The organism is Amycolatopsis sp. NPDC004625 (assembly GCF_040609695.1).
Classification (GTDB): Bacteria; Actinomycetota; Actinomycetes; order Mycobacteriales; family Pseudonocardiaceae; genus Amycolatopsis.
The window spans coordinates 46,851-70,721 of record NZ_JBEXKX010000040.1 but is presented as its reverse complement, the minus strand read 5'-3'; the positions used below and the strand labels follow the sequence as shown (position 1 = coordinate 70,721).

General features: G+C 72.1%; 25 protein-coding genes. 17 read left to right on the top strand and 8 right to left on the bottom strand.

Annotated elements, in window-relative coordinates; all coding sequences use genetic code 11:
• Positions 1-63: 63 nt before the first annotated feature.
• Positions 64-1,500: an aromatic amino acid ammonia-lyase gene (locus ABZW17_RS34835; RefSeq protein WP_354823633.1), complete on the bottom strand. Its 1,437-nt coding sequence runs from the start codon at positions 1,498-1,500 to the stop codon at positions 64-66.
• 36 nt (positions 1,501-1,536) lie between these two features.
• Positions 1,537-2,019: a group II truncated hemoglobin gene (locus ABZW17_RS34830; RefSeq protein WP_354823631.1), complete on the bottom strand. Its 483-nt coding sequence runs from the start codon at positions 2,017-2,019 to the stop codon at positions 1,537-1,539.
• Between the two features lie 67 nt (positions 2,020-2,086).
• Between ABZW17_RS34830 and ABZW17_RS34825 the strand changes: the two genes are divergently transcribed.
• Complete coding sequence (locus ABZW17_RS34825) at positions 2,087-2,413, top strand: helix-turn-helix domain-containing protein (RefSeq protein WP_354823629.1); 327 nt, start codon at positions 2,087-2,089, stop codon at positions 2,411-2,413.
• A 3-nt stretch (positions 2,414-2,416) separates the two neighbouring features.
• Here ABZW17_RS34825 and ABZW17_RS34820 read toward each other — a convergent pair whose 3' ends face one another.
• Positions 2,417-2,716: a metalloregulator ArsR/SmtB family transcription factor gene (locus tag ABZW17_RS34820; RefSeq protein ID WP_354823679.1), complete on the bottom strand. Its 300-nt coding sequence runs from the start codon at positions 2,714-2,716 to the stop codon at positions 2,417-2,419.
• Positions 2,717-2,873: 157 nt separating this feature from the next.
• Between ABZW17_RS34820 and ABZW17_RS34815 the strand changes: the two genes are divergently transcribed.
• The 8 genes from ABZW17_RS34815 to ABZW17_RS34780 all read left to right on the top strand — a co-directional run bounded on the left by ABZW17_RS34815 (position 2,874) and on the right by ABZW17_RS34780 (position 12,180).
• A complete protein-coding gene (locus tag ABZW17_RS34815; RefSeq protein WP_354823627.1) occupies positions 2,874-4,097 on the top strand; it encodes a glycoside hydrolase family 18 protein in 1,224 nt (407 codons plus the stop codon).
• Between the two features lie 54 nt (positions 4,098-4,151).
• Positions 4,152-4,817, top strand: coding sequence for a DUF2461 domain-containing protein (locus ABZW17_RS34810; RefSeq protein WP_354823625.1), 666 nt, complete (start codon positions 4,152-4,154; stop codon positions 4,815-4,817).
• 92 nt (positions 4,818-4,909) lie between these two features.
• Positions 4,910-6,334, top strand: a complete 1,425-nt coding sequence (gene pyk / locus ABZW17_RS34805; protein ID WP_354823624.1) for a pyruvate kinase — start codon at positions 4,910-4,912, stop codon at positions 6,332-6,334.
• A 36-nt stretch (positions 6,335-6,370) separates the two neighbouring features.
• Positions 6,371-7,267 (top strand): acyl-CoA thioesterase II, encoded by an 897-nt coding sequence (gene tesB, locus ABZW17_RS34800; protein WP_354823622.1) that lies wholly within the window; start codon positions 6,371-6,373, stop codon positions 7,265-7,267.
• Positions 7,268-7,616: 349 nt separating this feature from the next.
• Positions 7,617-8,519 carry a helix-turn-helix transcriptional regulator gene (locus tag ABZW17_RS34795; protein WP_354823620.1) on the top strand — a complete coding sequence of 301 codons (903 nt, stop codon included), beginning with the start codon at positions 7,617-7,619 and terminating at the stop codon, positions 8,517-8,519.
• 12 nt (positions 8,520-8,531) lie between these two features.
• Positions 8,532-8,735: a DUF397 domain-containing protein gene (locus tag ABZW17_RS34790; RefSeq protein ID WP_354823618.1), complete on the top strand. Its 204-nt coding sequence runs from the start codon at positions 8,532-8,534 to the stop codon at positions 8,733-8,735.
• Between the two features lie 151 nt (positions 8,736-8,886).
• Complete coding sequence (locus ABZW17_RS34785; protein WP_354823616.1) at positions 8,887-9,096, top strand: hypothetical protein; 210 nt, start codon at positions 8,887-8,889, stop codon at positions 9,094-9,096.
• 60 nt (positions 9,097-9,156) lie between these two features.
• The gene (locus tag ABZW17_RS34780) at positions 9,157-12,180 is read left to right on the top strand and encodes an AAA family ATPase (RefSeq protein ID WP_354823614.1); all 3,024 of its coding nucleotides are present in this window, start codon (positions 9,157-9,159) and stop codon (positions 12,178-12,180) included.
• A 121-nt stretch (positions 12,181-12,301) separates the two neighbouring features.
• On the opposite strand, the gene ABZW17_RS34775 is transcribed toward ABZW17_RS34780, so the two are convergent.
• From ABZW17_RS34775 to ABZW17_RS34765, 3 genes are all read right to left on the bottom strand, one after another.
• On the bottom strand, positions 12,302-13,912 hold the full coding sequence (locus tag ABZW17_RS34775; RefSeq protein WP_354823612.1) for a succinic semialdehyde dehydrogenase: 1,611 nt from the start codon (positions 13,910-13,912) through the stop codon (positions 12,302-12,304).
• A 108-nt stretch (positions 13,913-14,020) separates the two neighbouring features.
• On the bottom strand, positions 14,021-15,064 hold the full coding sequence (locus ABZW17_RS34770; protein ID WP_354823610.1) for a hypothetical protein: 1,044 nt from the start codon (positions 15,062-15,064) through the stop codon (positions 14,021-14,023).
• A gap of 74 nt (positions 15,065-15,138) precedes the next feature.
• Positions 15,139-15,756, bottom strand: a complete 618-nt coding sequence (locus ABZW17_RS34765; protein ID WP_354823608.1) for a TetR/AcrR family transcriptional regulator — start codon at positions 15,754-15,756, stop codon at positions 15,139-15,141.
• Between the two features lie 94 nt (positions 15,757-15,850).
• Between ABZW17_RS34765 and ABZW17_RS34760 the strand changes: the two genes are divergently transcribed.
• Entirely contained in the window at positions 15,851-17,002 is a 1,152-nt protein-coding gene (locus ABZW17_RS34760) for an acyl-CoA dehydrogenase family protein (protein WP_354823606.1), read from the top strand.
• 11 nt (positions 17,003-17,013) lie between these two features.
• The gene (locus tag ABZW17_RS34755; protein WP_354823604.1) at positions 17,014-18,150 is read left to right on the top strand and encodes a CaiB/BaiF CoA-transferase family protein; all 1,137 of its coding nucleotides are present in this window, start codon (positions 17,014-17,016) and stop codon (positions 18,148-18,150) included.
• Here the strand turns inward: ABZW17_RS34755 and ABZW17_RS34750 are convergent.
• Positions 18,147-18,677 (bottom strand): GNAT family protein, encoded by a 531-nt coding sequence (locus ABZW17_RS34750; RefSeq protein WP_354823602.1) that lies wholly within the window; start codon positions 18,675-18,677, stop codon positions 18,147-18,149. The two genes, ABZW17_RS34755 and ABZW17_RS34750, sit on opposite strands and share 4 nt — an antisense overlap.
• 200 nt (positions 18,678-18,877) lie before the next feature.
• Between ABZW17_RS34750 and ABZW17_RS34745 the strand changes: the two genes are divergently transcribed.
• The 5 genes from ABZW17_RS34745 to ABZW17_RS34725 all read left to right on the top strand — a co-directional run bounded on the left by ABZW17_RS34745 (position 18,878) and on the right by ABZW17_RS34725 (position 21,759).
• The gene (locus tag ABZW17_RS34745; RefSeq protein WP_004558947.1) at positions 18,878-19,045 is read left to right on the top strand and encodes a hypothetical protein; all 168 of its coding nucleotides are present in this window, start codon (positions 18,878-18,880) and stop codon (positions 19,043-19,045) included.
• 361 nt (positions 19,046-19,406) lie between these two features.
• Entirely contained in the window at positions 19,407-19,889 is a 483-nt protein-coding gene (locus ABZW17_RS34740) for a helix-turn-helix transcriptional regulator (RefSeq protein ID WP_354823600.1), read from the top strand.
• Between the two features lie 125 nt (positions 19,890-20,014).
• Positions 20,015-20,941, top strand: coding sequence for a lytic murein transglycosylase (locus ABZW17_RS34735; protein WP_354823598.1), 927 nt, complete (start codon positions 20,015-20,017; stop codon positions 20,939-20,941).
• Between the two features lie 109 nt (positions 20,942-21,050).
• Positions 21,051-21,404, top strand: coding sequence for a hypothetical protein (locus ABZW17_RS34730; protein ID WP_354823677.1), 354 nt, complete (start codon positions 21,051-21,053; stop codon positions 21,402-21,404).
• A gap of 13 nt (positions 21,405-21,417) precedes the next feature.
• Positions 21,418-21,759, top strand: coding sequence for a DUF3817 domain-containing protein (locus ABZW17_RS34725; RefSeq protein WP_086857625.1), 342 nt, complete (start codon positions 21,418-21,420; stop codon positions 21,757-21,759).
• On the opposite strand, the gene ABZW17_RS34720 is transcribed toward ABZW17_RS34725, so the two are convergent.
• Positions 21,737-23,170: an MFS transporter gene (locus tag ABZW17_RS34720; protein ID WP_354823596.1), complete on the bottom strand. Its 1,434-nt coding sequence runs from the start codon at positions 23,168-23,170 to the stop codon at positions 21,737-21,739. The two genes, ABZW17_RS34725 and ABZW17_RS34720, sit on opposite strands and share 23 nt — an antisense overlap.
• 135 nt (positions 23,171-23,305) lie before the next feature.
• Here ABZW17_RS34720 and ABZW17_RS34715 point away from each other — a divergent pair, with 135 nt between their 5' ends.
• Positions 23,306-23,860, top strand: coding sequence for a TetR/AcrR family transcriptional regulator (locus ABZW17_RS34715; protein ID WP_354823594.1), 555 nt, complete (start codon positions 23,306-23,308; stop codon positions 23,858-23,860).
• Positions 23,861-23,871: the final 11 nt, after the last annotated feature.

Genomic DNA, 23,871 nt, shown 5'->3' with positions numbered 1-23,871 from the left:
CCGCCTGCCTGTCGTGAGGCCATCTGCCCGTTGTTGGCGGAACGGGCGGTTCGGGTTCACGGCCTAGATGCGGGCCAGCCGCTCCAGCACGCCGACGGCGGCGGCGATGTCGCCGGTGAGCGGCCGGTCGTCGACGCCCGGGTCCAGGACGGCGGACGCGGCCTCGAAGGCGTCGCGCACCGGCAGCTCCACCAGGTCCGCCTCCCGCATCCGCAACGCCCGGACCGCCGCCACTAGCTCGCACGCCAGCACCTGCTGGTACGCCGAACACGCCGCGGTCGCCGCGCGGGCGGCCTGGGTCGAGAAGCTCGCGTGGTCCTCGATGCCGCGGGACACCACCGCCGTGCCGAGCGTGGCCGGCAGCGCCGCCTGGCGCAGCTCCGTCAGCGCGTCGTGCGCCACGTACTCCAGGATCATCACGCCCGAGCTGCCCGGCGGCCCGGCCGCCAGGAACGGCCGCAGCCCGGTGAACTCCGGCTCCACCAGGTCGCCGAGCCGCGCCACCGACAGCTCCGCCACCTGGTGCACGGTCGCCCGGGCCTGGTCCAGCGCCGTCGAGACGTACGCGGTGTGGAAGTGCGCGTGGTGGTAGGCGTCGCCGTGCACCGTCGAGATCATCGGGTTCTCGGTGCTCGCGTTGATCTCGACGGCGAGGACGTCCCGCAGGTAGTGGATCGCGTCCAGCGCCGGGCCCTGGACCTGCGGGAACGCCCGCAGCCCGAACGGGTCCTGGAGCCGGCGTCCCGGCTTCGGCGTCTGGTGCATGCCCAGCAGGCGCCGCATCTCCGCCGCGCAGGCGACCTGCCCCGCGTGCGGACGCGCTTCGTGCACCGGCGTCGCGTACGCCTCGGGGTTGCCGTCGAGGGCGACGTACGTCAGCGCCGCGACGGCGTGGCTCGCCCGCGTCAGCGTGTCCAGCCGCATCGCGGCGAGGGTCGCCTCGGCGAGCGTGGCCGCGTTGCTGCTCATGAACGCCAGCGCGTCCCCCGCCCGCACCGGTACCGGCGGCACGTGCCCGGTGACCCACGGCCGTTCGCCGGTGAGCGCCAGCGCCGCCTCGGCCAGCGGGGCCAGGTCGCCGGTGCCGATCGCGCCGAGCCGGTGCACCAGTGGCCGCGCGCCGGTGCGGACCGCGTCGGCCAGCGCGCCGATCAGCTCGGGGCTGATCCCGGACCGCCCGGCCAGGAGCTGGTTGAGCCGGATCAGCAGCATCGCCCGCACGTGCCCCGGCGGCATCTCGTCGCCGCTGCCGCCGGCGTGGCTGCGCAGCAGCCGCAGGCCGTGCTCGACAGAGCTTTCGACGGAGTCGTCCTTGTTGGCCCCGACGCCGGTGGTCCGGCCGTAGACCACCCGGCGCGTGCTGAGTTCTTCGGCGAGCTTCCACGCGTGCTCGGCGCCGCGCAGCGCGGCGATCGAGACGTCGATGCCCAGCGGGCCCTCGGTGCGCGCCGCGGTCACGACGTCCGCGCAGCGCAGGGTCCGGCCGTCCACCCGGATCAACGGCAGCCCTCCTTTCCGGCTGCCCTCACTATGCGGTCAGGGCGACGGCGGCTGCCAGGGGGGCAGCGTCCAGTCCCAGTGCGGGACGGGTTCGTGCGGGTTTGGCTCGGCGCCCGGCGCGGAGAAGATCACGGCCAGCCGGCTGCCCCATTCGAGGTAGCCGGCGAAGGCGGCGCGGAACTCGGGGTCGCCGGGCAGGCCGGCCTCGTCGGCGGCGTCGAGCAGCAGGTTCACCCACCGGCGGCGCTGGGCTTCGGTGATGCCGCGGCCGAGGTGGCGGCCGACCATGTGGGCGTGCCCGCCGTGGCTCGCGGAGTACTCGGCCGGCCCACCGAAGACCTCGCCGAGCCAGACCGCGACGTGCTTCGGGTGGTCCGGGTCCATGCCGCGGAAGACCGGTTCGAGCAGCGGGTCTTCGAGGACGTGGCCGTAGAAGATCGTCAGCAGCTTCACGAGCGCTTCGTGGCCGCCCGCCCATGCGTAGAGGGTGGGCGGCGGCGGGGTTTCTGGCACGATCACCGGATCAGGCAACCAGGGGCGGCCCGGCCGGGCAACCACGTACTTTCCGGTGCGTAGGGGGAGCGGGATGAAGCGGTACCACTGTGCGACGGAACTGGCGGTCGACCTGATCGGCGGGAAGTGGAAGCCGGTGATCCTCGCCCACCTCAAGGAGGGCGCCCACCGCTACGGCGAACTGCGGCGCCGGATGCCCGGGGTGAGCGAGAAGATGCTGACCCAGCAGCTGCGCGAGCTGGTGGCGGAGGGCATCGTCCGCCGCGAGGAGTTCGACGGCCGGGTCCCGCACGTCGAGTACCACCTGACGGCGGTGGGGGACGAGCTGCGGCCGGCGTTGACGGCGTTGTACGAGTGGGGCGAGCGCCGCGCGGCGGAGCGGGGCATCGCGTTCGGCTGACGCTCAGCTCTCCTCCAGCCGCCGTTCCAGGGCGTCGAGCCGGTCCGACCAGAACCGGCGGTAGGGCGCCAGCCAGGCGTCGACCTCGGCGAGGGGGTCCGGCCGCAGCGCGTAGCACCGCCGCTGCGCCGCCACCCGCACCGTCACCAGGCCGGCTTCGCGCAGCACCCGCAGGTGCTTGGACACCGCGGGCTGGCTGAGCTCCAGCTGCTCGACGAGCTCGCCGACCGAGCGCTCGCCGTCGCGCAGCAGGTCGAGGATGGTCCGGCGCCGGGGCTCGGCGAGGACGTCGAAAGTCTGCATCACCCCTGAAATGTGCTCCGCCGGGCATATTCCTGTCAAGGAATGTGGATCTGCCATGGTCTGAACCATTGACCTAGTGGTCTAGTCCACTTACGGTGAGTGTGGTCCCCACCACTCCGGCACCGACGCCGTGAGTAATTCCCGGGAGGGAGAACGCATGTCCCGTTTCCGCAGGAAAAGCTTCTCGGCCCTGTTGACCGTGGCCGCCGCCGCGGGTCTCGTCGCGGGCGGGGTCACCGCCCCGGCCGCGACCGCCGCGACCGAGACCGCGCAGGCCTCCGTCGGCAAGGTGGTCGGCTACTTCACCGAATGGGGCGTCTACGACCGCAACTACCACGTCAAGAACATCGAGACGTCGGGCTCGGCGAGCAAGCTGACCCACATCAACTACGCCTTCGGCAACGTGACGAACGGCGGCTGCGCGCTCGGCGACGCCTACGCCGACTACCAGAAGACCTACGACGCCGCGGGCAGCGTCGACGGCGTCGCCGACACCTGGGACCAGCCGCTCGCGGGCAGCTTCAACCAGCTCAAGAAGCTGAAGGCCAAGCACCCCGGCCTCAAGGTCATCTGGTCCTTCGGCGGCTGGACCTGGTCGGGCGGCTTCGGGCAGGCGGCGAAGAACCCCACGGCGTTCGCGAACTCCTGCTACAACCTGGTCAACGACCCGCGCTGGGCCGGCGTCTTCGACGGCATCGACATCGACTGGGAGTACCCCAACGCCTGCGGCCTGAGCTGCGACACCAGCGGCGCGGCGGCGTTCAAGAACCTGATGAGCGCGCTGCGGGCGAAGTTCGGCTCGAAGCTGGTCACCGCGGCGATCACCGCCGACGGCACCGGCGGCGGCAAGATCGACGCGGCCGACTACGGCGGCGCCGCGCAGTACGTCAACTGGTACAACGTGATGACCTACGACTACTTCGGCGCGTGGGCCGCGCAGGGCCCGACGGCCCCGCACTCGCCGCTGACGTCGTACGCGGGCATCCCGACCGCCGGGTTCTACTCCGACGCGGCGATCCAGAAGCTCAAGAGCAAGGGCGTCCCGGCGAGCAAGCTGCTGCTGGGCATCGGCTTCTACGGCCGCGGCTGGACCGGCGTCACGCAGAGCGCCCCGGGCGGCACGGCGACCGGCCCGGCGCCCGGCAAGTACGAGCAGGGCATCGAGGACTACAAGGTGCTCAAGACGTCCTGCCCGGCCACCGGCACCGTCGCGGGCACCGCGTACGCCAAGTGCGGCAGCAACTGGTGGAGCTACGACACGCCCTCGACGATCGCGGGCAAGGTCTCCTACGCCAGGACCCAGGGCCTGGGCGGCGCGATGTTCTGGGAGCTCTCCGGTGACACCACGAACGGCGAGCTGATCACCGCCGTCGCCAAGTAACCCCGGCGGGGGCACCGGCGGAAACTGTCGGTGCCCCCGTTTACTGTCGTCCGCGTGAAGTTCAGCGGATTCGGCGAGTACGCCGTCGACTTCTTCGACGGCCTCGTGGAGGACAATTCCAAGCCCTACTGGGACGACCACGTCGAGACCTACAAGTCCGACGTCCGGGCCCCGATGGAAGCACTGCTGGCCGAGCTGGCCCCCGAGTTTTCCGACGGTTTCGGCGAGCCCAAGGTGTTCCGCCCCTACCGGGACGTCCGGTTCGCCAAGGACAAGACGCCGTACAAGACCCACTGCGGCGGGGTGATCGAGCAGGGCCGCGGCGGCGGCGCCTACTACGTCGAGGTCGGGCCGGAGGGCCTGCGCGTCGGCGGCGGCTGCTTCTACCTGGCCTCCGACCAGGTCGCCCGGTTCCGCAAGGCGGTCGACACGGACCTGCACGGCGAAGCGCTGCAGAAGATCCTCGCCAAGCTGGAGCGCGCCGGCTGGGAGGTCAAGGGCGACCGCCTGAAGTCGAAGCCGCGCGGTTTCGACGCCGACCACCCGCGCCTCGACCTGCTGCGCTACCGCTCGGTGTACGCCGTGCGCGGCTGGGAGCCCGACGACGTCCTGCACGAGCGGGGCGCCTTCGACCGGGTCCGGAAGGCCTGGCGGCAGCTGCGCGAGTTCAACGAATGGGCCCGTGACCGGGTCGGCCCGAGCGAACAGCCACGTCGCTGACCGTGACCTGACGGCACAGGTTTCTGAACATCTTCTTGAACATTCGGGATCGGTACAGACGAACGCGCGAAGAGGGACTACGCTGTGCGGACGTGAGCCGACGCGCGAAGATCGTTTGTACCCTGGGCCCCGCCACCGCCACACCGGAGAAGATGCGGGCGCTGGTCGACGCGGGCATGGACGTGGCCAGAATGAACTTCAGCCACGGCAGCCACAGCGACCACAAGGAGGTCTACGACCTCATCCGGTCCGCGGCCGCCGAGAGCGGGCGGGCGGTCGGCGTCCTCGCCGACCTGCAGGGCCCGAAGATCCGCCTGGGCACCTTCGCCGGCGGACCGGTCGAGTGGCACAACGGCGACATCGTCCGGATCACCGTCGAGGACGTCGCCGGCACCCACGACCGGGTCTCGACCACCTACAAGGGCCTGGCGAAGGACGCCAAGCCCGGTGACCGCCTGCTCGTCGACGACGGCAAGGTCGGCCTGGTGGTCCGCAAGGTCGAGGGCCCGGACGTGGTCTGCGAGGTCACCGAGGGCGGCCCGGTCAGCAACAACAAGGGCGTCTCGTTGCCGGGCATGGACGTCTCCGTGCCGGCGCTGTCCGAGAAGGACATCGAGGACCTCGAGTTCGCCCTCGAACTGGGTGTCGACTTCATCGCCCTGTCCTTCGTCCGCTCGCCGGCCGACATCGACCTGGTCCACCAGGTGATGGACCGGGTCGGCAAGGGGCGGCTGCCGGTCGTCGCCAAGATCGAGAAGCCCGAAGCCGTCTACAACCTCGAAGCCATCGTGCTGGCCTTCGACGCGGTGATGGTCGCCCGCGGCGACCTCGGCGTCGAGCTGCCGCTGGAGCAGGTCCCGCTGGTGCAGAAGCGCGCCATCCAGATCTGCCGCGAGAACGCGAAGCCGGTCATCGTCGCGACGCAGATGCTCGAGTCGATGATCAACAACTCCCGGCCGACCCGCGCCGAGGCCTCCGACGTCGCGAACGCGGTCCTCGACGGCACCGACGCGGTGATGCTGTCCGGCGAGACCAGCGTCGGGCGCTACCCGATCGAGACCGTGCAGACCATGGGCCGGATCGTCGAGGCGGTCGAGACCGACTCGCCGATCGTGCCGCCGCTGTCGCACGTCCCGCGCACCAAGCGCGGCGTGATCTCCTACGCCGCCCGCGACATCGGCGAGCGGCTCAACGCGAAGGCCCTGGTCGCGTTCACCCAGTCCGGTGACACCGTGCGCCGCCTCGCGCGGCTGCACACCCGGCTGCCGCTGCTGGCGTTCACGCCCGAGGAGTGCGTGCGCAGCCAGCTGTCGATGACCTGGGGCACCAACACCCACATCGTCCCGCAGGTCAACTCGACCGACCAGATGATCCAGCAGGTCGACCACGCGATGCTGGAGATGGGCAAGTACCAGAAGGGCGACCTGGTCGTCATCGTGGCCGGCTCCCCGCCGGGCACCGTCGGGTCGACCAACCTGATCCGGGTGCACCGCCTCGGTGAAGACGACCACGCATAAGGGACGCGTCACCCGTCCAGCACATAAGGTCTGGCCATGACTGAAATGGCCAGGACGGCCGCCACCGAACTGGAGATCCCGGGTGGCGGCCAGCCGGTGCTCGACCGCCTGATCGCGCTGCTCGACCTGGAGAAGATCGAAGAGAACATCTTCCGCGGCGTCTCGCCCGCCCACTCGCCGGTGCGGGTGTTCGGCGGGCAGGTCGCCGGCCAGGCCCTGGTCGCGGCCGGGCGCACGGTCCCCGACGAACGCCGGGTCCACTCGCTGCACGCGTACTTCATCCGCGGCGGCGACCCCAGCGTGCCGATCGTCTACGAGGTCGACCGGATCCGCGACGGCCGTTCGTTCACCACCCGCCGGGTCGTGGCGATCCAGCACGGCAAGGCGATCTTCTCGCTGTCGGCGTCGTTCCAGAAGGACGAGCCGGGCATCGAGCACGCCGAGGAGATGCCGGCCGGCGTCCCGGCGCCGGAGACGCTGCCGACTCTGATGGAACGCGCCGAGGGCTACGCGATCGGTGCGCACGCCCGGCCGCGGCCGATCGACGTGCGGTACGTCAACGAGCCGCCGTGGATCACCCGCGAGACCGGCGAGCGGCCCGCCCGCAACCAGGTGTGGATGCGGGCCGACGGGAAGCTGCCCAGCGACCAGCTGCTGCACGTGTGCGTGCTCACCTACGCCTCGGACATGACGCTGCTGGACTCGGTGCTCGCGCGCCACGGCGTCTACTGGGACACCGACAAGGTGCTCGGCGCCAGCCTCGACCACGCGCTGTGGTTCCACCGGCCGTTCCGCGCCGACGAGTGGTTCCTCTACGACAGCGCCTCGCCGACGGCGTCCGGCGCCCGCGGTCTGGCCACCGGCCGGTTCTTCGCGGCGGACGGCACCCTCATCGCGACGGTCGTCCAAGAAGGACTCCTGCGCGTCTTGTGAGGTTCGCCGGGAAATCACCCTTACGGGCGACGAATAGCCCGAATATTCGTCGCGGGAAAAGGGCACTCGGCCCGCGTGAGGGGGCCGGGACCGATCGGGGGACGGCCCCGGACCCCTTCGCCCGACGACCGGGCGGCACTTCGCGCGGTCATCGTCTACCCTGCTCAGAGGCCGGTCGAAGCCGCGGCGGGCCGACCGTCGAGCGCCCGTTGCAGTGCAGGGTGCGAGGATACAAGAGCATTTTGCAAATTGCAGATCCGGTACCGGCAATAGCCTTGTGTTAATGCTCCACCGGGTCTGCGACCGGCTGGTTAGATACAGGACACACGCGAGATCCGGAGGTGCCGCGATGGCAAGGGGACAGAGCCCCACGGTTCGCCGCCGGAGGCTGGCGGGTGAGCTGCGCCGCCTGCGCGAGGCCGCGGACCTCACCATCGACGAGGTGGGCGAGAAGCTCGAATGCTCCGCCTCGAAGATCAGCCGCATCGAAACCGGCCACGTCGGCGTCACCCCGCGTGACGCCCGGGACATGCTGGCCCTCTACGGCATCACCGGCGACGAGCAGGAGGCGCTCGTCCAGCTGGCCAGGGAGGCCCGCAAGCGCGGCTGGTGGCACGCGTACAACGAAGTCTTCACCGGCACCTTCGTCGGGCTCGAAGCCGACGCCAGCTCCCTGCGGGCGTTCCAGGCGCTGCTGGTGCCCGGCCTGCTGCAGACCGAGCGGTACGCCCGCGCGGTGATCCGCGCCCTGCGCCCGGACGCCGACGAAGCCGAGATCCGCCGGCGCGTCGCCGCCCGGATGGCGCGCCAGGAACTGCTGTCCGAGACCCCGCCGCCCGAGTACTGGGCGGTGATGGACGAGGCCGTGCTGCGGCGCGTGGTCGACGGCCCCGAGGTGATGGCCGAGCAGCTCTACCGCATGGTCGCCGTCGCCGAGAAGCCGAACGTGACCATCCAGGTGGTGCCGTTCGGGGCCGGCGCCCACCCCGGTATGGAAGGTCCCTTCCTGATCATGGGGTTCCCCGAACAGGCCGACCCGGACGTCGTCTACGTCGACGACAGCACGTCCAGCGGCCTCTACCTGGAGGAACCCACAGACGTCCGGCGCTACGGGCTGATGTTCGACCATCTGCGCGCGGCCGCACTGAAGCCGGACGACTCGGTGGAGCTGATCGCCGAGGCGGCCGGACGGTTCGCCGAACAGGCGGCCGTACCGGCTCCGGTGCACCAACTGGAACCGAGGACACAGTAAGGAGTGGGGACCATGGAAGCAGAACTCTCCGGGGCGCGGTGGCGCAAGAGCAGCCACAGCGGCGGCGGCAACGACTGCGTCGAGGTCGCGTTCGTCGGCGGCGGCGCGGCGGTGCGCGACTCGAAGGACCCCGAAGGGGGTGCGTTCCGCCTGCCCGCGTCGGGCTGGCAGGGGCTGCTGGCCGCGGTGCGGACCGGCGGCCCGGCCCTCGACTGAGGCGCTCGGGAAGACCCCTTACCCCCGCTGAGCTGGGCTCGGCCGGGAGTAAGGGGTCTTTTCGTGCCCAGGCCTACGTGATCACCCGATGCCCGGGGTGCCACCTCAGGACGAACCTGAGTGCTACCAACCGAGGAGACAGGGGACCACGATGCACAGCGATCTGATGCTCGACGCAGTCCGGGCCGAAGCGGCCTACCGGGCCGAGGAACTGCGGAAGGCCGGGCGCAGCGCCTGGGCCGCCCGCGCCCGCCGCGCCGTCCGCCACCTGCGGGCCGCGCACAGCGACGTCGAGGTACCGAAGCAGGAGCGCCGGGAGGCCACGCGGGAGACCGCGGGCGTCGGCGAGACCGCCCGGTAAGCGGCGGTGAAGGTGTCGAAGGCGATAAGCGGTCGGAAACTGTCGGGGGTCTGAGCCACAATGCTCCTCGTGCCCCGACTCGGCTCCGGAATCCCGCTCGTCGCCCGTACCCACGAGATGCGGCGGCTCCGCGCCGCCTTCGCCCGGGCTGAACGCGGCGAAGCCGGCGCGGTGCTGCTCTCGGGGGACGCCGGGGTCGGGAAGACCCGGCTGCTGACCGCGCTCGGCGAGCACGTCGCGGCGTGCGGTGGGCTGGTGCTCACGGGCCGCTGCATCGACGTCCGCGAGGGCGGTCTTCCTTATCTTCCGTTCGCCGAGGCGCTCGCCCCGCTGGGCAGCGCGACGGACCCGGCGGTCGCCGCCGCGGTGCGGGCCCGGCCGGCGCTCGGGCGGCTGCTGCCGCAGGGCGCGGGCTTCGAGGAGCCCCGGACGGCCGAACACCCGCCGATGACCTCCAACGACCGGGAAACCATGGTGCGTCCCCGGCCCGAACAGGACCTCGGTCAGCTGCAGTTGTTCGACGCGGTACTGGGGGTGCTGACCGAGGTCGCGGAGTCGCGCCCGGTGGTGGTCCTGCTGGAGGACCTCCACTGGGCCGACGCGTCGACCCGCAACCTGCTGTCCTTCCTGCTCAGCCGGCTGCGCGCGCAGCGGCTGCTGGTCGTGGGCAGCTACCGCGAGGAGGACGTGCACCGCCGGCACCCGCTGCGCGGCGTGCTTTCGGAGCTGGTCCGGCTGGCCACGGTCGAGCGTGTCGACCTGCACCCCTTCGGTGCGGCCGACGCCCGCCGGTTCGTCGAGGCGCTGGCCGACGAGCCGCTGCCGTCGGACGTCGTGGCCGACATCGTCAGCCGTTCGGAGGGCAACCCGTTCTTCGCCGAGGAGCTGCTCGCCACCAAGACCGAGTGCAACGACCTGCCCGCCGGGCTGGCCGAGGTCCTGCTGTCCCGGCTCGAGCGGCTCTCGCCGGACGCCCGCCGCGTCGCGCGCGTGATCTCGGTGGCCAACGAGCCCGTCATGCACGCCGCCCTCGCCGAAGTCTCCGGGCTGGGGGAGCTCGAACTCGACGACGCGCTGCGCGAAGCCGTCCAGCACCACGTGCTGGTGGTGCTGTCCGACGGCTCCTACACGTTCCGGCACGCTTTGCTGCAGGAAGCGGTGTACGGCGACCTGCTGCCGGGGGAGCGGTCACGCACGCACGCGGCGTACGCGGCGCGGATCAAGGCGCGGCCGCAGGGCCGCGGGCACGACGCGAAGCTGGCCTACCACTCGATGCAGAGCAGCGACCTGGTCACGGCGCTCCCGGCGTTGCTGCGCGCGATGGACGAGGCCGAGAAGCTCGGCGCACCCGGGTCGGCGCTGCAGCACGTCGAGCAGGCGCTGTCCATCTGGGACGCCGTCACCCCGGCGGACCGGCCCGCCGACTTCGACGAGCTGCGGCTGCTGTACGAGGCGTCCTACTTCGCGGGCACGTCGGGCGAGCCCGAGCGGGCCGTCGCGTTCGCCCGCTCGGCGTCCCAGTCGCTGACCCCGGACGTGCCGACCGACCGCGCCGCGAAGGTGTGGCGGCGCCTGGCGGACGCGCTGCTCGCCCTGGAGGGCACCCTCGAGGAGGCCGTCGGGGCCATCGACCGGGCGTGGGACCTGGTGAAGGACACCGAGCCCAGTGCGGCGCGGGCCTGGGTGCTGGCCAGCCGGGCCGGGTTCCTGCGGATCCTCGAAGAGCCCGAGGCCGCGTTGGACAGCGCGCACATGGCGGTGTCCGACGCGCAGGCCGTCGGCGCGGCGGGGGCCGAGGCGTCGGCGCTGGTCACCCTGGGCACGCTGGCCGACTCGCGGGGCGACGCGGCCGAGGCGCGCGAGTGGCTGCGCAAGGCCGAGCGCAAGGCGCGGGACGCCGGCGCGCTGAACACGGAAATCCGGGCCATCTACTTCCTCGCGCTGAGCTACGACGACGAGGCGGCGTTCACCGAAGCGCTGGAGCACGCCGCGCGCGGTGTCGCCCGTGCCGAAGAATCCGGGCTGAGCTGGAGCTCGTTCGGGCTCGAACTGCGAGCGCGGCACCTGATGCTGCGCTACCTCACGGGCGACTGGCCGGACGAGAGCGCCGGCCGGGCCGGGCGCGGGGTGTCCAGCGCGGTCGCCGCACGGATCCAGGCCATCTGGTCGCTGTTCGTCGTCGCCCGCGGCCGGTTCGACGAGAGCGCGAAGCTGCTCGGCGGGCTGCGGCAGCACTGGACGGCGGACATGCAGATCCCGCTGTCGGCCGGGGCCGCCGGAATCGAGCTGGCGTACTGGCGCGGCGACCACGCCGAGGCGGTGCGCCGGGCCGAAGACCTCATCGGCTGGCTGGAACGCATCGAATCCGGCCTGCTGGCCGGCATCCGCGTGGCCACGCTGGGCGTGGCGGCCGCGGCCGCGCTGGCCGCCGGCGCCCGGCTCCACGGCGACCAGGCGGCGGCCGACGCGGCGATCGCGGCCGGCGAGCGGATGCTGACCCACGGCCGGATGTGCGCGGTCGTCGGGCAGCCGCGGTCGGGCACGCTCGGCCCGGAAGGCCGGGCCTGGCTGGCCCGGCTCGAGGCGGCGGCGTCGTGCCTGGCCGGCCGCGGCGACGCGGCGAAGTGGGCCGCCACGGCGGAGGCGTTCGGCTACGGCGCGGTGTACGAGCAGGCGGTCTGCCGCTGGCACGAAGCCGAGGCCCTGCTGGCCGCGGACGCCGACGCGCGCACCGCCTTGGAAGCGGCGCACGCGGTGGCGGTCCGGCTCGGCGCGCTCCCGCTGCGCGACGCCGTCCGCGACCTGGCCCACCGCGCCCGCGTCGAGCTGGCGGGCGCGGAACCGGTGCCCCCGGCCCGCGACGTCACCGACCCGCTGACCGACCGCGAACGCGACGTCCTCGAGCGCGTGGCCCTGGGCCGCACGAACCGCCAGGTCGGCGAAGAGCTCTACATCAGCGAAAAAACGGTGAGCGTCCACCTTTCCCGCGTAATGGCCAAACTGGGCGCCAGCCGCCGCGCCGAAGCCGTGGCCATCGCCTACGACCGCGGCCTCCTCACCGCCCCCACCGCCGAACACGCGTAACGAAACGGTCGGTTCGCGTACCCAGAGGGTCGGCCTGCGTACCTGGAGGGTCGGCTCACCATCCGACCCTCCAGGTACGCAGGCCGACTGTCCGGGTACGCGAACCGACCGTCCGGGTACGTCAGCGGGGGAGGCGGCGGAGGGCTTTGATGCCGAACGTCATGCCCCGGGACCACAGGGAACCCGGGATTGCGCGGGGTGGGCGGAGGGCGAGGCCGCGCTGGAGGGCGATCGACTGGGACTCGGTGTACTTGAGGAGGCCCTCGGCGCCGTTGCGGCGGCCGACGCCGGAGTCCTTCATGCCGCCCATCGGGACGCCGACGCTGCCGAACGTCGCCGCGTAGCCCTCGTTCACGTTGACCGTCCCGGCCTTCAACCGGGCCGCGACCTCCCAGCCCGCGCGGCCGTTGCGGGACCAAACGCTGGCGTTGAGCCCGAACGGCGTGTCGTTGGCCCGCTCGATCGCGTCGGTGACGTCGGTGTAGCCGTAGATCGACACCACCGGCCCGAACGTCTCCTCCGCGAACGGCAGCATGTCCGGCGTGACGCCCGAAAGCACCGTCGGCTCGTAGAACAGCGGGCCGAGGTCGGGCCGCGCGCGCCCGCCGGTCAGCACCGACGCGCCCTTCGCGCGGGCGTCCTCGACGTGCGCCGACACCGCCGCGAGCTGGTCTTCCGACGTCAGCGAGCCCATCTGGGCCTGGTAGTCGAGCGCGCCACCGAGCCGCAAAGCCGCCGTCCGCGCCACGAACGCGCGGGTGAACTCGTCGCGGATGTCCTCGTGGACGTAGATCCGCTCGACCGACACGCACAGCTGCCCGGCCGAGGAGAAGCACGCCGTCACCGCGCCCGTCGCGGCCTTCGCAACGTCGGCGTCGGGCAGCACCACCATCGGGTTCTTGCCGCCGAGCTCCAGCGAGTACGACGTCAGCCGCTTCGCGATCTGCCCGGCCAGTTCCTTGCCGGTCGGCGTGGACCCGGTGAAGCACAGGTAGTCCGACTCCTCGACCAGCGCGGTGCCGATCTTCGAGCCGCGGCCGAGCACGATCTGCCACGTTCCGGCCGGCAGCCCGGCCTCCTCGGCGAGCTCGTGCAGCCACAGCGCCGAAAGCGCGGTCTGGTTGTCCGGCTTCTGCACCACGGCGTTCCCCGCGGCCAGCGCCGGCAGGACGTCCATCGCGGTCAGCGCGAGGGGGTAGTTCCACGGCGAGATGATCCCGACGACGCCCTTGGGGTGCCGGACCTCGCCCGCGCGCGTCAGGCCGGGGATGACGCCGGCGACGCGGCGGGGCGCGAGGATCTTCGGGGCGTGCTTGCCGTAGTAGGCCGCGACCAGCGCCGTGGCGCTGACCTCGTCGAACGCGTCGAGCCGCGCCTTGCCCGCTTCGACCTGGACGAGGTCGAGCACCTCGTTCTGCTTCGCGAGCACGAGGTCGTGCAGGCGGGTGAGGACGCGGGCGCGTTCGGCGGGGGAGCGGTCCGCCCACGCTCGCTGGGCGGTCCGCGCGCCGGCGAACACCGCGCGGACGTCGGCGTCGGTGGCCTGCGGCAGGGTGACGATCGGCTGCCCGGTGAAGGGCGCCGTCATCCGGATCGGCGCCGAGTCCGCGCCACCCGCCACGCGGGCGACGAGCTGGGCCGCCCGCGCCGAGCCCGGTGCCCCGGCGACGCCGCCGACGGTCGGCGGCAACGGGGTGTCTTCGACGGCCTTCGCGGGGGTCGTGCTGGTCATGACGTCTCCGTTCCACGGCGTCCGGAGCCCGCGCGACTCCGCGCGGGGTTACCGACGAGTACACCATACCGTCGGTACGTCAGCTGTCCAGTCTGATGTGAATATGTTTCACGTATTGGGCGGGTGCAACGGCGGCAGCTGGTAGTTCGGCTCGGTCGGCGACGCCGCTTCCTGCTGCGACGGATGCGGCTGGGCCTGCGTCACGCCGCCGTAGGGGTCATCGAGCCGCGACGACACCCCGCCGGGCGCCGGCACGTCACCGGACTGCGCGGGGAAGGGGTGGCCCGGCGCGCCGGCCTGGGGCTGCGCGGGGAACGGCTGGGACGTCGGCCCACCGGTCGGTTGCGCCGGGAACGGCTGGGAAGCCGGCCCTTGTGCCGGGAACGGCTGAGACGCGGGGCCGGCCGGCGGCTGCGAGGCGGGGCCGCCCGGCGGCTGCGCCCCGAACGGCTGCACCCCGCCGTACCCGGCCGGCGGGTACCCCTGCTGCGGGTACGGCCGCGCCTGCTGCTGGTACGGCCCCGGCGGCGGCCCGCCGGGCGCCACCGCGGCGGGCGCCCGCCGCCCGGCCAGCACCGCGAGCACCAGCGTCACCAGGGCGACGACCCCGCCGCCGAGCAGCAGCCAGAAGCCGATCCCGGTCGCGTAGTGCGACTTGACCGTCCCGTCGTCGGTCTCGTAGCTCAAGGTCGCCGAGACGTCCATGCCGAGCATCCAGACCGCCGCGGTGATCCCGGCGCCGCCCGCGACCAGCGCCGTCCGCGCACCCGAGCGCAGCCCGGGGCCCGCCGTCCGGCGCGCGCCGGCCAGCGCCAGCCCGGCCCCGGCCAGCAGCACCACCGCGCCCGCGGTCAGCGGGATCCCGTACCGCGCCACGTGGGTCTGGTCGTAGAACTTCTTCGCCTCGCCGGTGGGCTCGGTGGTGAACGTGCGCGACCAGGCGCTGATCGTCTGGCTGCTCTCCGTCTTGCCGTCGACGACCTGGTCGAACGACGTCTGCGGCAGGAACGACCCGGCGATCACCAGCAGGGCGGCGAGGACGCCGAGGATCCCGGCGAACAGTCGGAGGACGCCGCCCGGATCGGCGGGCGGCGGCGTGGGCGGCGGCGTCGGCGGCGGGCCGTAGGAGTACGGGTACGGGGCGGCGGTCATCGGAACTCCCCTCGTTCGCAGGGGATTGGACCACGAAATCCGCCTGCGGGATAAGGGGCAAAGCAGCGTTGTGGTCAGCTCGGCGCAGTGGTGGCGTCCTGGTAGAGCAGGACGGCGATCCGCTTCCACTCCTCCAGCAGCTGGCGCCGCCGGGCCGGGTCGCCGCCGAGCTCGGCGTCCAGCGCCAGCCCGCGGGTGAGGTTCACGGTGAGCCAGAACAGCATCTCGGCGCGTTCGGGCGGGAGTTCGCCGGCGACCTGGGTGACGTGCTCGAGCGTGGCCCGGCCGAGCGCGCGATCGACCGGGCGGATGGCCGCGCGCAGCTCCGGGTCGGTGCGGGCGGCGACCCACAGCTCGGTGACGGCGGTCGAAAGCGTGCCGGAGTAGCCGGTCCACAGCAGGTCGATCGCCGCGGCGACGCCGGTACCGCCCCCGGGCAGGTCGTCGAGCGAGGCCGCGAGCTGCTTGCGCAGCTTCGTCGTCAGGTGCTCGACTGCGGCCGCCATCAGCTCGGCCTTCGCGGTGAAGTGGTGCTGCACCGCACCTTTCGACACGCGCGCGCGGGCGCAGATCTCCTGCACCGACGTGCGCGCGTACCCCACCTCGACCAGGCAGTCGATGGTGGCGTCGAGCAGCGCCGTGCGGGTCTGTTCGCGCCGCTGCGCCTGGGTCCGGTGCGCCGTCTCGGTCACCGCGGCCTCCCTGCTTTACCTACCGGACGGAATGGATGTACATTCCGATCAGAACTTACATGCTGATCGTCATGTTTTCCAGCAGGAGGGTCCCGTGCCACTGCAACTGCCGAAGAGCTCGTGGAGCACGACCGAGCTCGATGACCTCCGCGAACTGGCGCGGTCGTTCCTGCAGAAGGAAGCCGTCCCGCACCAGGAGCGCTGGGCGGCGGAGAAGAAGGTCGACCGCGAGCTGTGGACGAAGGCGGGCGACGTCGGCCTGCTCTGCCTGTCCATCCCCGAGGAGTACGGCGGGGGCGGCGGCACGTTCGCCCACGAGGCCGTCCTCTACGAAGAGCAGGCGCGGGCCGGGGACAGCGCGTGGGGTGTCACCGTCCACAACGGAATCGTCGCGCACTACCTGCTCGCCTACGCCTCCGAAGAGAAGAAGCGCCAGTGGCTGCCGAAGCTGGCCAGCGGCGAACTGGTCGGCGCGATCGCGATGACCGAGCCCGGCACCGGCTCCGACCTGCAGGGCATCAAGACGCGGGCGGTCCGCGACGGCGACCACTACGTCATCAACGGCGCCAAGACGTTCATCACCAACGGGCTGCACGCCGGCCTCGTCGTCGTCGCGGTGAAGACCGACCCGGACGCGGGCGCGCAGGGCGTCTCGCTGATCGTGGTCGAGACCGACACGCCGGGCTTCCGCCGCGGCCGCGTGCTCGACAAGGTCGGCCTCAAGGGCCAGGACACCGCCGAGCTGTTCTTCGACGACGTCCGCGTGCCCGCGGCCAACCTGCTGGGCGACGCCGAAGGCCAGGGCTTCTTCCAGCTCATGCTGCAGCTGCCGCAGGAACGGCTGATCATCGCCGTCACCGCGGTGGCCGGCCTGGAGGCGGCGGTCGACCTCACCCTCGAGTACACCAAGGAGCGGACGGCGTTCGGCCGGCCGATCTTCTCCTTCCAGAACACCAAGTTCACCCTCGCCGAGGCGGCGACCGAAGCCGCGGTGGCCCGGGCCTTCCTCGACCAGTGCATCGAACGCCACCTCAAGGGCGAGCTCGACGTCCAGGGCGCGGCGATGGCGAAGCTGTGGACCACCGAGCGCGTCAACAAGGTCATCGACGACTGCGTGCAGCTCTTCGGCGGCTACGGCTACATGACCGAGTACCCGATCGCGCGCGCCTGGGCCGACGTCCGGATTTCCCGGATCTTCGGCGGCACCAGCGAGATCATGAAGGAAATCATCTCCCGCTCGCTCTGAAGGGACCCGACATGAAGGCAGGTCCGCTCAGCGGCCTGAAGGTGGTGGAACTGGCCGGGCTCGCGCCCGGGCCGTTCGCCACGATGATCCTCGCCGACCTCGGCGCCGACGTCGTCCGCGTCGACCGCGCGCAGCCGGGGGAGGACGTGCTCGGCATCCAGGTCGACCCGCTCGCCCGCGGCCGCCGGTCGGCCGGCATCAACACGAAGACGCCCGAAGGCGTCGAGCTGGTGCTGAAGCTGTGCGACACGGCCGACGTCCTCATCGAAGGGTTCCGGCCCGGCGTCGCCGAACGGATCGGCCTCGGCCCCGACGTCGTGCACGCCCGCAACCCGCGGCTGGTCTACGGCCGGATGACCGGCTGGGGCCAGGACGGCCCGCTGGCGAAGGCGGCCGGGCACGACATCAACTACATCGGCATCGCCGGCGCGCTCGAACCGATCGGGCGCGCGGGCGAGCGGCCGGTGCCGCCGCTCAACCTGGTCGGCGACTTCGGCGGCGGCGGCCTGCTGCTCGCGATGGGCATCCTGGCCGCGCTGTACGAACGGTCCACCTCCGGCCGCGGCCAGGTCGTCGACGCCTCGATGGTCGACGGCGCGGCCCTGCTCACCACGAGCCTGCACGGCATCAAGGCGGCCGGTCTGTGGTCGGACGAACGCGGCGAGAACATGCTCGACGGCGGCGCACCGTTCTACGACACCTACGAAACGGCGGACGGCAAGTACGTCGCGGTCGGCGCGATCGAGATGCGGTTCTGGGGCGACCTGGTCAAGGTCCTGGAGCTGGATCCGGCGGAGCTGCCGCTGCACATCGACAAGACGCAGTGGCCCCGCCTGCGCGAGATCGTGGCGGCCGCGATCGCCAAGCACCCCCGAGACGAGCTCGTCGCCCGCGCCGAAGGCACCGACGCGTGCCTGACGCCGGTGCTCTCGCCGGCCGAGGCGGCGTCGCACCCGCACAACGCGGCGCGCGGCACGTTCGTCGAGATCGGCGGCATGGTGCAGCCGGCCCCGGCGCCGCGGTTCGACCGGACACCGCCCGGGACGCCGGAAGCCCCGCGGGCCAAGGGATCCGACACCGAAGCCGTGCTCGCCGAACTGGGTGTCACGGACCTCGGCGCGCTGCGTGCGGCGGGGGCGATCGCCTAGCTTTTGGCCAGGTCGGAGCGCACGACCGAGTAGAGGACGTGGTCACGCCACTCGCCGTCCCGGAAGTCGTAGCCGCGAAGGACGCCTTCGCGGGTGAAGCCGGCTTTCTCGAGCGAGCGTTGTTCGGCGCGGTTGCCGATCTCGGTCGTCGCTTCGACCCGGTTCAGCTGCGTGTGCGCGAAGAGGTAGCCGACGAGCAGCCGCTGGGCCTCGGTGCCGTAGCCGTGGCCGCGGGCCTCCGGGGCCAGCACCAGGCCCATGTTCCAGCAGTAGGACGCCGGCCCGGTGCGGGTCCGGTGCCAGGAGACGAGGCCGAGCACGCGGCCGCCGAGCGTCGGCACGAGCATGCCGGTCTCGGCGGTCAGCATGCCGGTCTCGCGCCAGCGGCGGCGCAGGTAACCGGGATCGTGCCAGCCGAACCACTGGTGTTCGCCGGCGGCGACGGGATCGTTGGTCAGCCGTTCGAGGAGCTCGAGATCGGCTTCGGCCACCGGTCTCAGCTCGACTCCGGAACCGTCGTCGTCCATCGGGCGACCTTATCGGCCGCTTGACTCCGAACCGGCCCGGCGACGCGGCGGATGACTCACTCGAGGCATACCCGGTCACCGAGCGGGGCGAAGCCGGGTGCCCCGTCCGGCGCGGATGAGGTGTCTTCCGGGTCCGCCTTCCCTAGAGTGTTCGGTGTGGCCACTCCCAGGACGGGGACGGCGAGCCGGGGAGGAAACGCATGTCGGGCGGCGTGAAGAAGATCCTCATCGTGGGCGTGGTCGCGCTCGTCCTCTTCTTCCTGATCACCCAGCCGACCCAGTCCGCCGACTTCGTGCACCGCGTGCTCGGCTGGCTCAAGGACGGCGCCGAAGCGATCGTCACCTTCTTCCGGACGCTGTTCTCCTGACCTCGTGCTTCTGCGTACCGGCACCGCCACGGGCGGTGCCGGTGGCTACCGTGCGTGTTAGCGGACGGTAAATCACCGAGTGTCACCAATCTCGGATTTCGGACTCCCACGCTCGACCATCCGGGTGGATTGCGGTCGAAAACGCGCAGGTCGTCGAATTCGTGGCATCGGGGGTCTGGCGAAGGGGACCACCCCGGCCCTACGGTGCTCACATTGCGTGATCGGGTGGTTCACCACCCCCTCGGAGAACCCCGGTACGCAGGCAGTTTCCACTCAGCAAGGTGCAGGTTGGTGCGTGCGGCACCACCGCGTGGGACAGGCGTCAGGCCCTGTCCGTCGGGGACCTACCAAGGAGGCAGGGATGACCGGAGATCCCGGAGTGGACGCGTTGATCCGGCAGTGGGCCGCCGAGCGCGAGCGGACCCCGGAGGAGCAGGAGGTCGACCGGATCGCGTCCGCGTGGCTGGCCGATGCACCCGCGCAGGCGCCGGGCATCCCCGGCCAGCGCGCCCGGACCGGGCAGTCCCGGTTCGTCCCCGTCGAGTCGGCCGACCCCGGCTACCTCGAAGCGATGCGCCGCCGGTTGCCGGAGGTGCCCGAAGAACTCCTCACCGCCGCCGCGGGCTGGTGGCAGATGGTCGGCGGCGTCGCCGAGGCCGAGGAGTGGTGGGACGCCGGCATCAGCCCCCTCGACCAGCGAGCCCTCGACTACCGGGCGGCCGGGCTGGCGCCGTCCGACCTGAGCCGGCGGCTCGGGCCGATGACCGTGTTGCAGCACCTTCGCCGCGGCAGCGCCCCGGCGTGGTGTGTCGCTCGTCTCGCACGGCAGCAGAAGTCCGCCTGACGAGCCGGTTTCCACTCGGCCGGGTGACCCGGTGAGGTGAGACGATCGGGACGACCCGCGTAACGCTAACCTGCGCGGGCTCGTTGACAGTTCGTCGACACCACACTCGGGAGGACCGGAGCTTCGTGCGCACCAGGACCGGAAAGACCGAGGACGACCCGATCGGCGCCGACGCCGAGGAAGCCGCCCCCGCCGCACCGGCACCGGCACCGGCGCCGCGCTCCGGGGGCGTGGCCGTGCTCACCCGGCTGATCGTGGTCCTCGCCGTGCTGGCCGTGGCCGGCGGCGGGATCTGGCTCGTCACCCGCGCGGCGACGCCGGAAGCGAGCCCGACGACCACCGAGATCCCCGCCCTGCAGGTCAAGGCGGCCGACGTCCGCCCGGGCTCGGTCGCCCCGGCCGGCGGCGCGGTGGCGGGCGGGGCCGAGCAGCAGACCTCGCCGCAGCAGGCCCGCCCGAGCCGCACGGGCCCGGCGACGCTCACGCAGTGGGCGGCCCAGGTCGCGGCGGCCACCGGCGTCCCGGCGCGGGCGCTGCAGGCGTACGGCAACGCCGAGCTGGCGATGCGCGCGGACCAGCCGTCCTGCAAGATCTCGTGGGCGACGCTGGCGGGCATCGGCCGCATCGAGTCCAACCACGGCCAGTACGCGGGCGCGGTCCTCGGCGCGGACGGCCGCCCGTCCAAGCCGATCATCGGCGTCCCCCTCGACGGCTCGGCGGGCGTCCAGGCGATCGGCGACACGGACGGCGGCCGCTACGACGGCGACGCGGGCGTGGACCGCGCGGTGGGCCCGATGCAGTTCATCCCGAGCACGTGGCGCAAGTGGGCCTCCGACGGAAACGGCGACGGCCTGGGCGACCCCCAGCAGATCGACGACGCCGCCCTGGCGGCGGCGCGGTACCTGTGCGCGGGCGGGCGCGACATGGCAAGCCCGAGCGGGTGGTGGGCCGGGATCCTGTCGTACAACAACTCGACGGAGTACGCGCAGAAGGTGTTCGGGCTGGCGGACGGGTACGCGAAGGCGGCGCAGTCGGTGCGCAAGCAGGGCTGAGAGCCCCGCCACCGGCGCCGCACTCGGCCGCCGGCTCTCAGCGGCCCAGTGCTAGCGTCGGAGCGTGCCAGCTTCCCCGCCACCGGCTGCCTCCCCGTGGGGACGGCGGATCGCGATCGTCGCGACCTGCCTGGTCAGCCTGCTCGTCTGCTGCGGGCTCGCCTGGTGGCAGTGGGACCGCTTCACCTCCGCGAACGGCACCTTCCAGAACCTCGGCTACGTCCTGCAGTGGCCGCTGTTCGGGCTGTTCCCCGCCTTCATGTTCTGGCGGATCCGCAAGCTCCGCCAGAAGGCCGAAGCCGACGGCACCGCGGACGAGACGCCGAAGCCCGCCGCCGTCGCCGAGGTTCCCGCTCCGCGTCCCCGCCCGGACACGAAGGTCACGGACGAGGACGAAGAGCTGGCCGCGTACAACCGTTACCTGCGCGAGCTCAACGCCCGCGACCAGCAGGCCGCAGAGTGAGGACGACGATCCGATGACCACCAGCACCGAAGGCGCCCGGACCGCGGTGCCGCTCGCCGGCCCCCTCGTCCGGTTCCGGACCGCCGCCTACGTCACCGGTGTCGGCCTGCTCGGCCTCTGCTTCGTGATGGTGCTGCGGTACGGCTTCGACAACCCGACGCCGTCGGCCGTCTACTCGCCGATCCACGGCGTCCTCTACATGATCTACCTGGTGCTGACCATCGACCTGGCGATCAAGGCCCGCTGGTCGATCAAGGGCACCGTGCTCGTCCTGCTCGCCGGGTGCGTCCCGTTCGTCTCGTTCCTCGTCGAGCGCCGGGTGACGCACAAGGTCAAGGCCGGGCAGAAGCTGTAGCCCGGCGGAAGGTCAGCGCCACCAGGACCGTGCCGGCCGCGATCACCGCGGCCGTCGCGAACGCCGACGTCATGCCGTCGACCACCAGCTGCGGCCCGGTGGTGCCGGCCGCGGCCGCCGAGCGGGTCGCCGAACCGAACACCGTCACCAGGACGGCCAGCCCCAGCGTGCTGCCGACCTGCTGCATCGTCTGCAGCACGCCGCCCGCGGCGCCGGCGTCTTCGGCCGGCACGGTGGCCATGATGATCACGTTCAGCGGCGCGAACGCCAGCCCGCCGCCCAGCCCCATCAGCAGCAGCGGCCCGAGCAGCGCCGGGAAGTACGCGCTGTCGGTGGTGAGCAGCGTGAGCCAGGCGACGCCGGCCACCATCAGCAGCGAGCCGGTGAGGGCCAGCGGTTTCGGGCCGTAGCGGGGGAGCAGCCGCGGCATCAGCCGGCTCGTCGTGAAGATCAGCGCCGCCATCGGGAGGAACGCGAACCCGGTGGCCAGCGCGGCGAAGTGCCGGATGTCCTGCATGAACTGGGTCAGGAAGAAGAACATCGACATCATCGCCATCGGCGCCAGGAAGAAGTTGACGTAGGCCGCGCTGCGGTTGCGTTCGGCGAACAGGCGCAGCGGGACCAGCGGCAGCGCGGTGCGGGCTTCGAGGACGACGAACCCGGCGAGCAGCGCCAGCCCGGCGGCCAGCGAACCGAGCGTCACCGGGTTGCCCCAGCCGTCGGACGCCGCGTGGGTGAAGGCGAACACGAGCGCGCCGACGCCCAGGGTGCCGGTGACCGCGCCGGGCAGGTCCAGGTGCGCGCGGCGGCGTTCGGGTTCGGCGACGAACCGCGGGGCGAGCAGCGCGATCGCCAGCCCGAACGGGACGTTGATGAACAGCGCGGCACGCCACGAGAACCACTCGGTGAGCAGGCCGCCGAGGATCAGGCCGATCGCGAAGCCGCCGCTGGACATCGCCGAGAACAGCGCCAGCGCGCGGACGCGGGCCTTGGCCTCGGTGAACGTCGTCGTGATCAGCGCCAGGGTGCTCGGGCCGGCCATCGCGGCGCCGACGCCCTGCAGCGCGCGGGCGGCGATGAGCAGTGCGGCGGAGCCGGCGAGGCCGCCGGCCAGCGAGGCGAGGGTGAACACGACGATGCCCGCGACGAACATCCGCCGCCGGCCGAACAGGTCGCCCGCCCGGCCGCCGAGCAGCAGCAGGCCGCCGAAGACCAGGCTGTAGGCCGTCATCACCCAGGACAGGCCGGTGGCGGAGAACCCGAGGTCGGCCTGGATGCGCGGGAGCGCGACGTTCATCACCGTCGCGTCGAGGACGAGCATGAGCTGGCAGGTCAGGATGATCGCCAGGACGAGCCCGCTGCGCCGCGGAACCGCGGCCACGGGCGTGGGGTGGAGCGTCTGCTGGGACAAGGGATACTCCCCCAAGGAGCACGAAGAGAAGCGGAGAGTTTCTCCACTTGGTACGAACGCGATAATATGGAGAGCGTCTCCGGATGCGCAAGTGAATTCGGAGAATCTCTCCGGTTAAGTGGTGAGGAGGCCGGGATGCCGGATGCGGAGCGTCCGATGCGGGCGGACGCGAGGCGCAACTACGAGCGCATCGTCGCGACGGCGAAGGAGCTCTTCACCGCGCAAGGGGCCGACGTGCCGCTCGACGACATCGCCAAGAAGGCGGGTGTCGGAGCGGGCACGCTCTACCGGCACTTCCCGACGCGGGAGAAGCTGTTCGAAGCGGTCTACCGCGAAGAGATCGCGGTGCTCGCCGACCGCGCGTTCGTCCTCCACGACGAACTGCCGCCGTGGGAGGCGCTGGAAACCTGGCTGGCGGAGCAGGTCACCTGGGTCGTGGAGCGGTACAAGCTGGCGATGCTGCTCAAGGAGTCGATCGACTCGGGCTCGGAGACCTTCCAGTACTGCCAGAAACGGCTGCGCGAGGCGGTCGGGGTGCTCGTCGCGGGCGCCGCGGGGCTGATCCGGCCGGACATCTCGGCGCCGGACGTGCTCCGGCTCGGGCACGGCGCGGGCATGGCCGTGCGCAACTGCAGCCCGGCGGAGGGCAAGCTCGTGCTGACCGTGATCCTGGACGGCCTGCGCGCGTGACGCAGGCCGCC

Bases quoted from the DNA above. Each gene is read 5' to 3' on its own strand.
- ABZW17_RS34750 (WP_354823602.1), bottom strand. From the start codon at position 18,677: ATGGACGACGACGGTTCCGGAGTCGAGCTGAGACCGGTGGCCGAAGCC.
- ABZW17_RS34745 (WP_004558947.1), top strand. From the start codon at position 18,878: ATGTCGGGCGGCGTGAAGAAGATCCTCATCGTGGGCGTGGTCGCGCTC.
- ABZW17_RS34825 (WP_354823629.1), top strand. From the start codon at position 2,087: ATGAAGCGGTACCACTGTGCGACGGAACTGGCGGTCGACCTGATCGGC.
- ABZW17_RS34785 (WP_354823616.1), top strand. From the start codon at position 8,887: ATGCACAGCGATCTGATGCTCGACGCAGTCCGGGCCGAAGCGGCCTAC.
- ABZW17_RS34780 (WP_354823614.1), top strand. From the start codon at position 9,157: ATGCTCCTCGTGCCCCGACTCGGCTCCGGAATCCCGCTCGTCGCCCGT.
- ABZW17_RS34820 (WP_354823679.1), bottom strand. From the start codon at position 2,716: ATGCAGACTTTCGACGTCCTCGCCGAGCCCCGGCGCCGGACCATCCTC.
- ABZW17_RS34815 (WP_354823627.1), top strand. From the start codon at position 2,874: ATGTCCCGTTTCCGCAGGAAAAGCTTCTCGGCCCTGTTGACCGTGGCC.
- ABZW17_RS34770 (WP_354823610.1), bottom strand. From the start codon at position 15,064: ATGACCGCCGCCCCGTACCCGTACTCCTACGGCCCGCCGCCGACGCCG.
- ABZW17_RS34775 (WP_354823612.1), bottom strand. From the start codon at position 13,912: ATGACCAGCACGACCCCCGCGAAGGCCGTCGAAGACACCCCGTTGCCG.
- ABZW17_RS34755 (WP_354823604.1), top strand. From the start codon at position 17,014: ATGAAGGCAGGTCCGCTCAGCGGCCTGAAGGTGGTGGAACTGGCCGGG.
- ABZW17_RS34725 (WP_086857625.1), top strand. From the start codon at position 21,418: ATGACCACCAGCACCGAAGGCGCCCGGACCGCGGTGCCGCTCGCCGGC.
- ABZW17_RS34715 (WP_354823594.1), top strand. From the start codon at position 23,306: ATGCCGGATGCGGAGCGTCCGATGCGGGCGGACGCGAGGCGCAACTAC.
- ABZW17_RS34740 (WP_354823600.1), top strand. From the start codon at position 19,407: ATGACCGGAGATCCCGGAGTGGACGCGTTGATCCGGCAGTGGGCCGCC.
- tesB (WP_354823622.1), top strand. From the start codon at position 6,371: ATGACTGAAATGGCCAGGACGGCCGCCACCGAACTGGAGATCCCGGGT.
- ABZW17_RS34790 (WP_354823618.1), top strand. From the start codon at position 8,532: ATGGAAGCAGAACTCTCCGGGGCGCGGTGGCGCAAGAGCAGCCACAGC.
- ABZW17_RS34795 (WP_354823620.1), top strand. From the start codon at position 7,617: ATGGCAAGGGGACAGAGCCCCACGGTTCGCCGCCGGAGGCTGGCGGGT.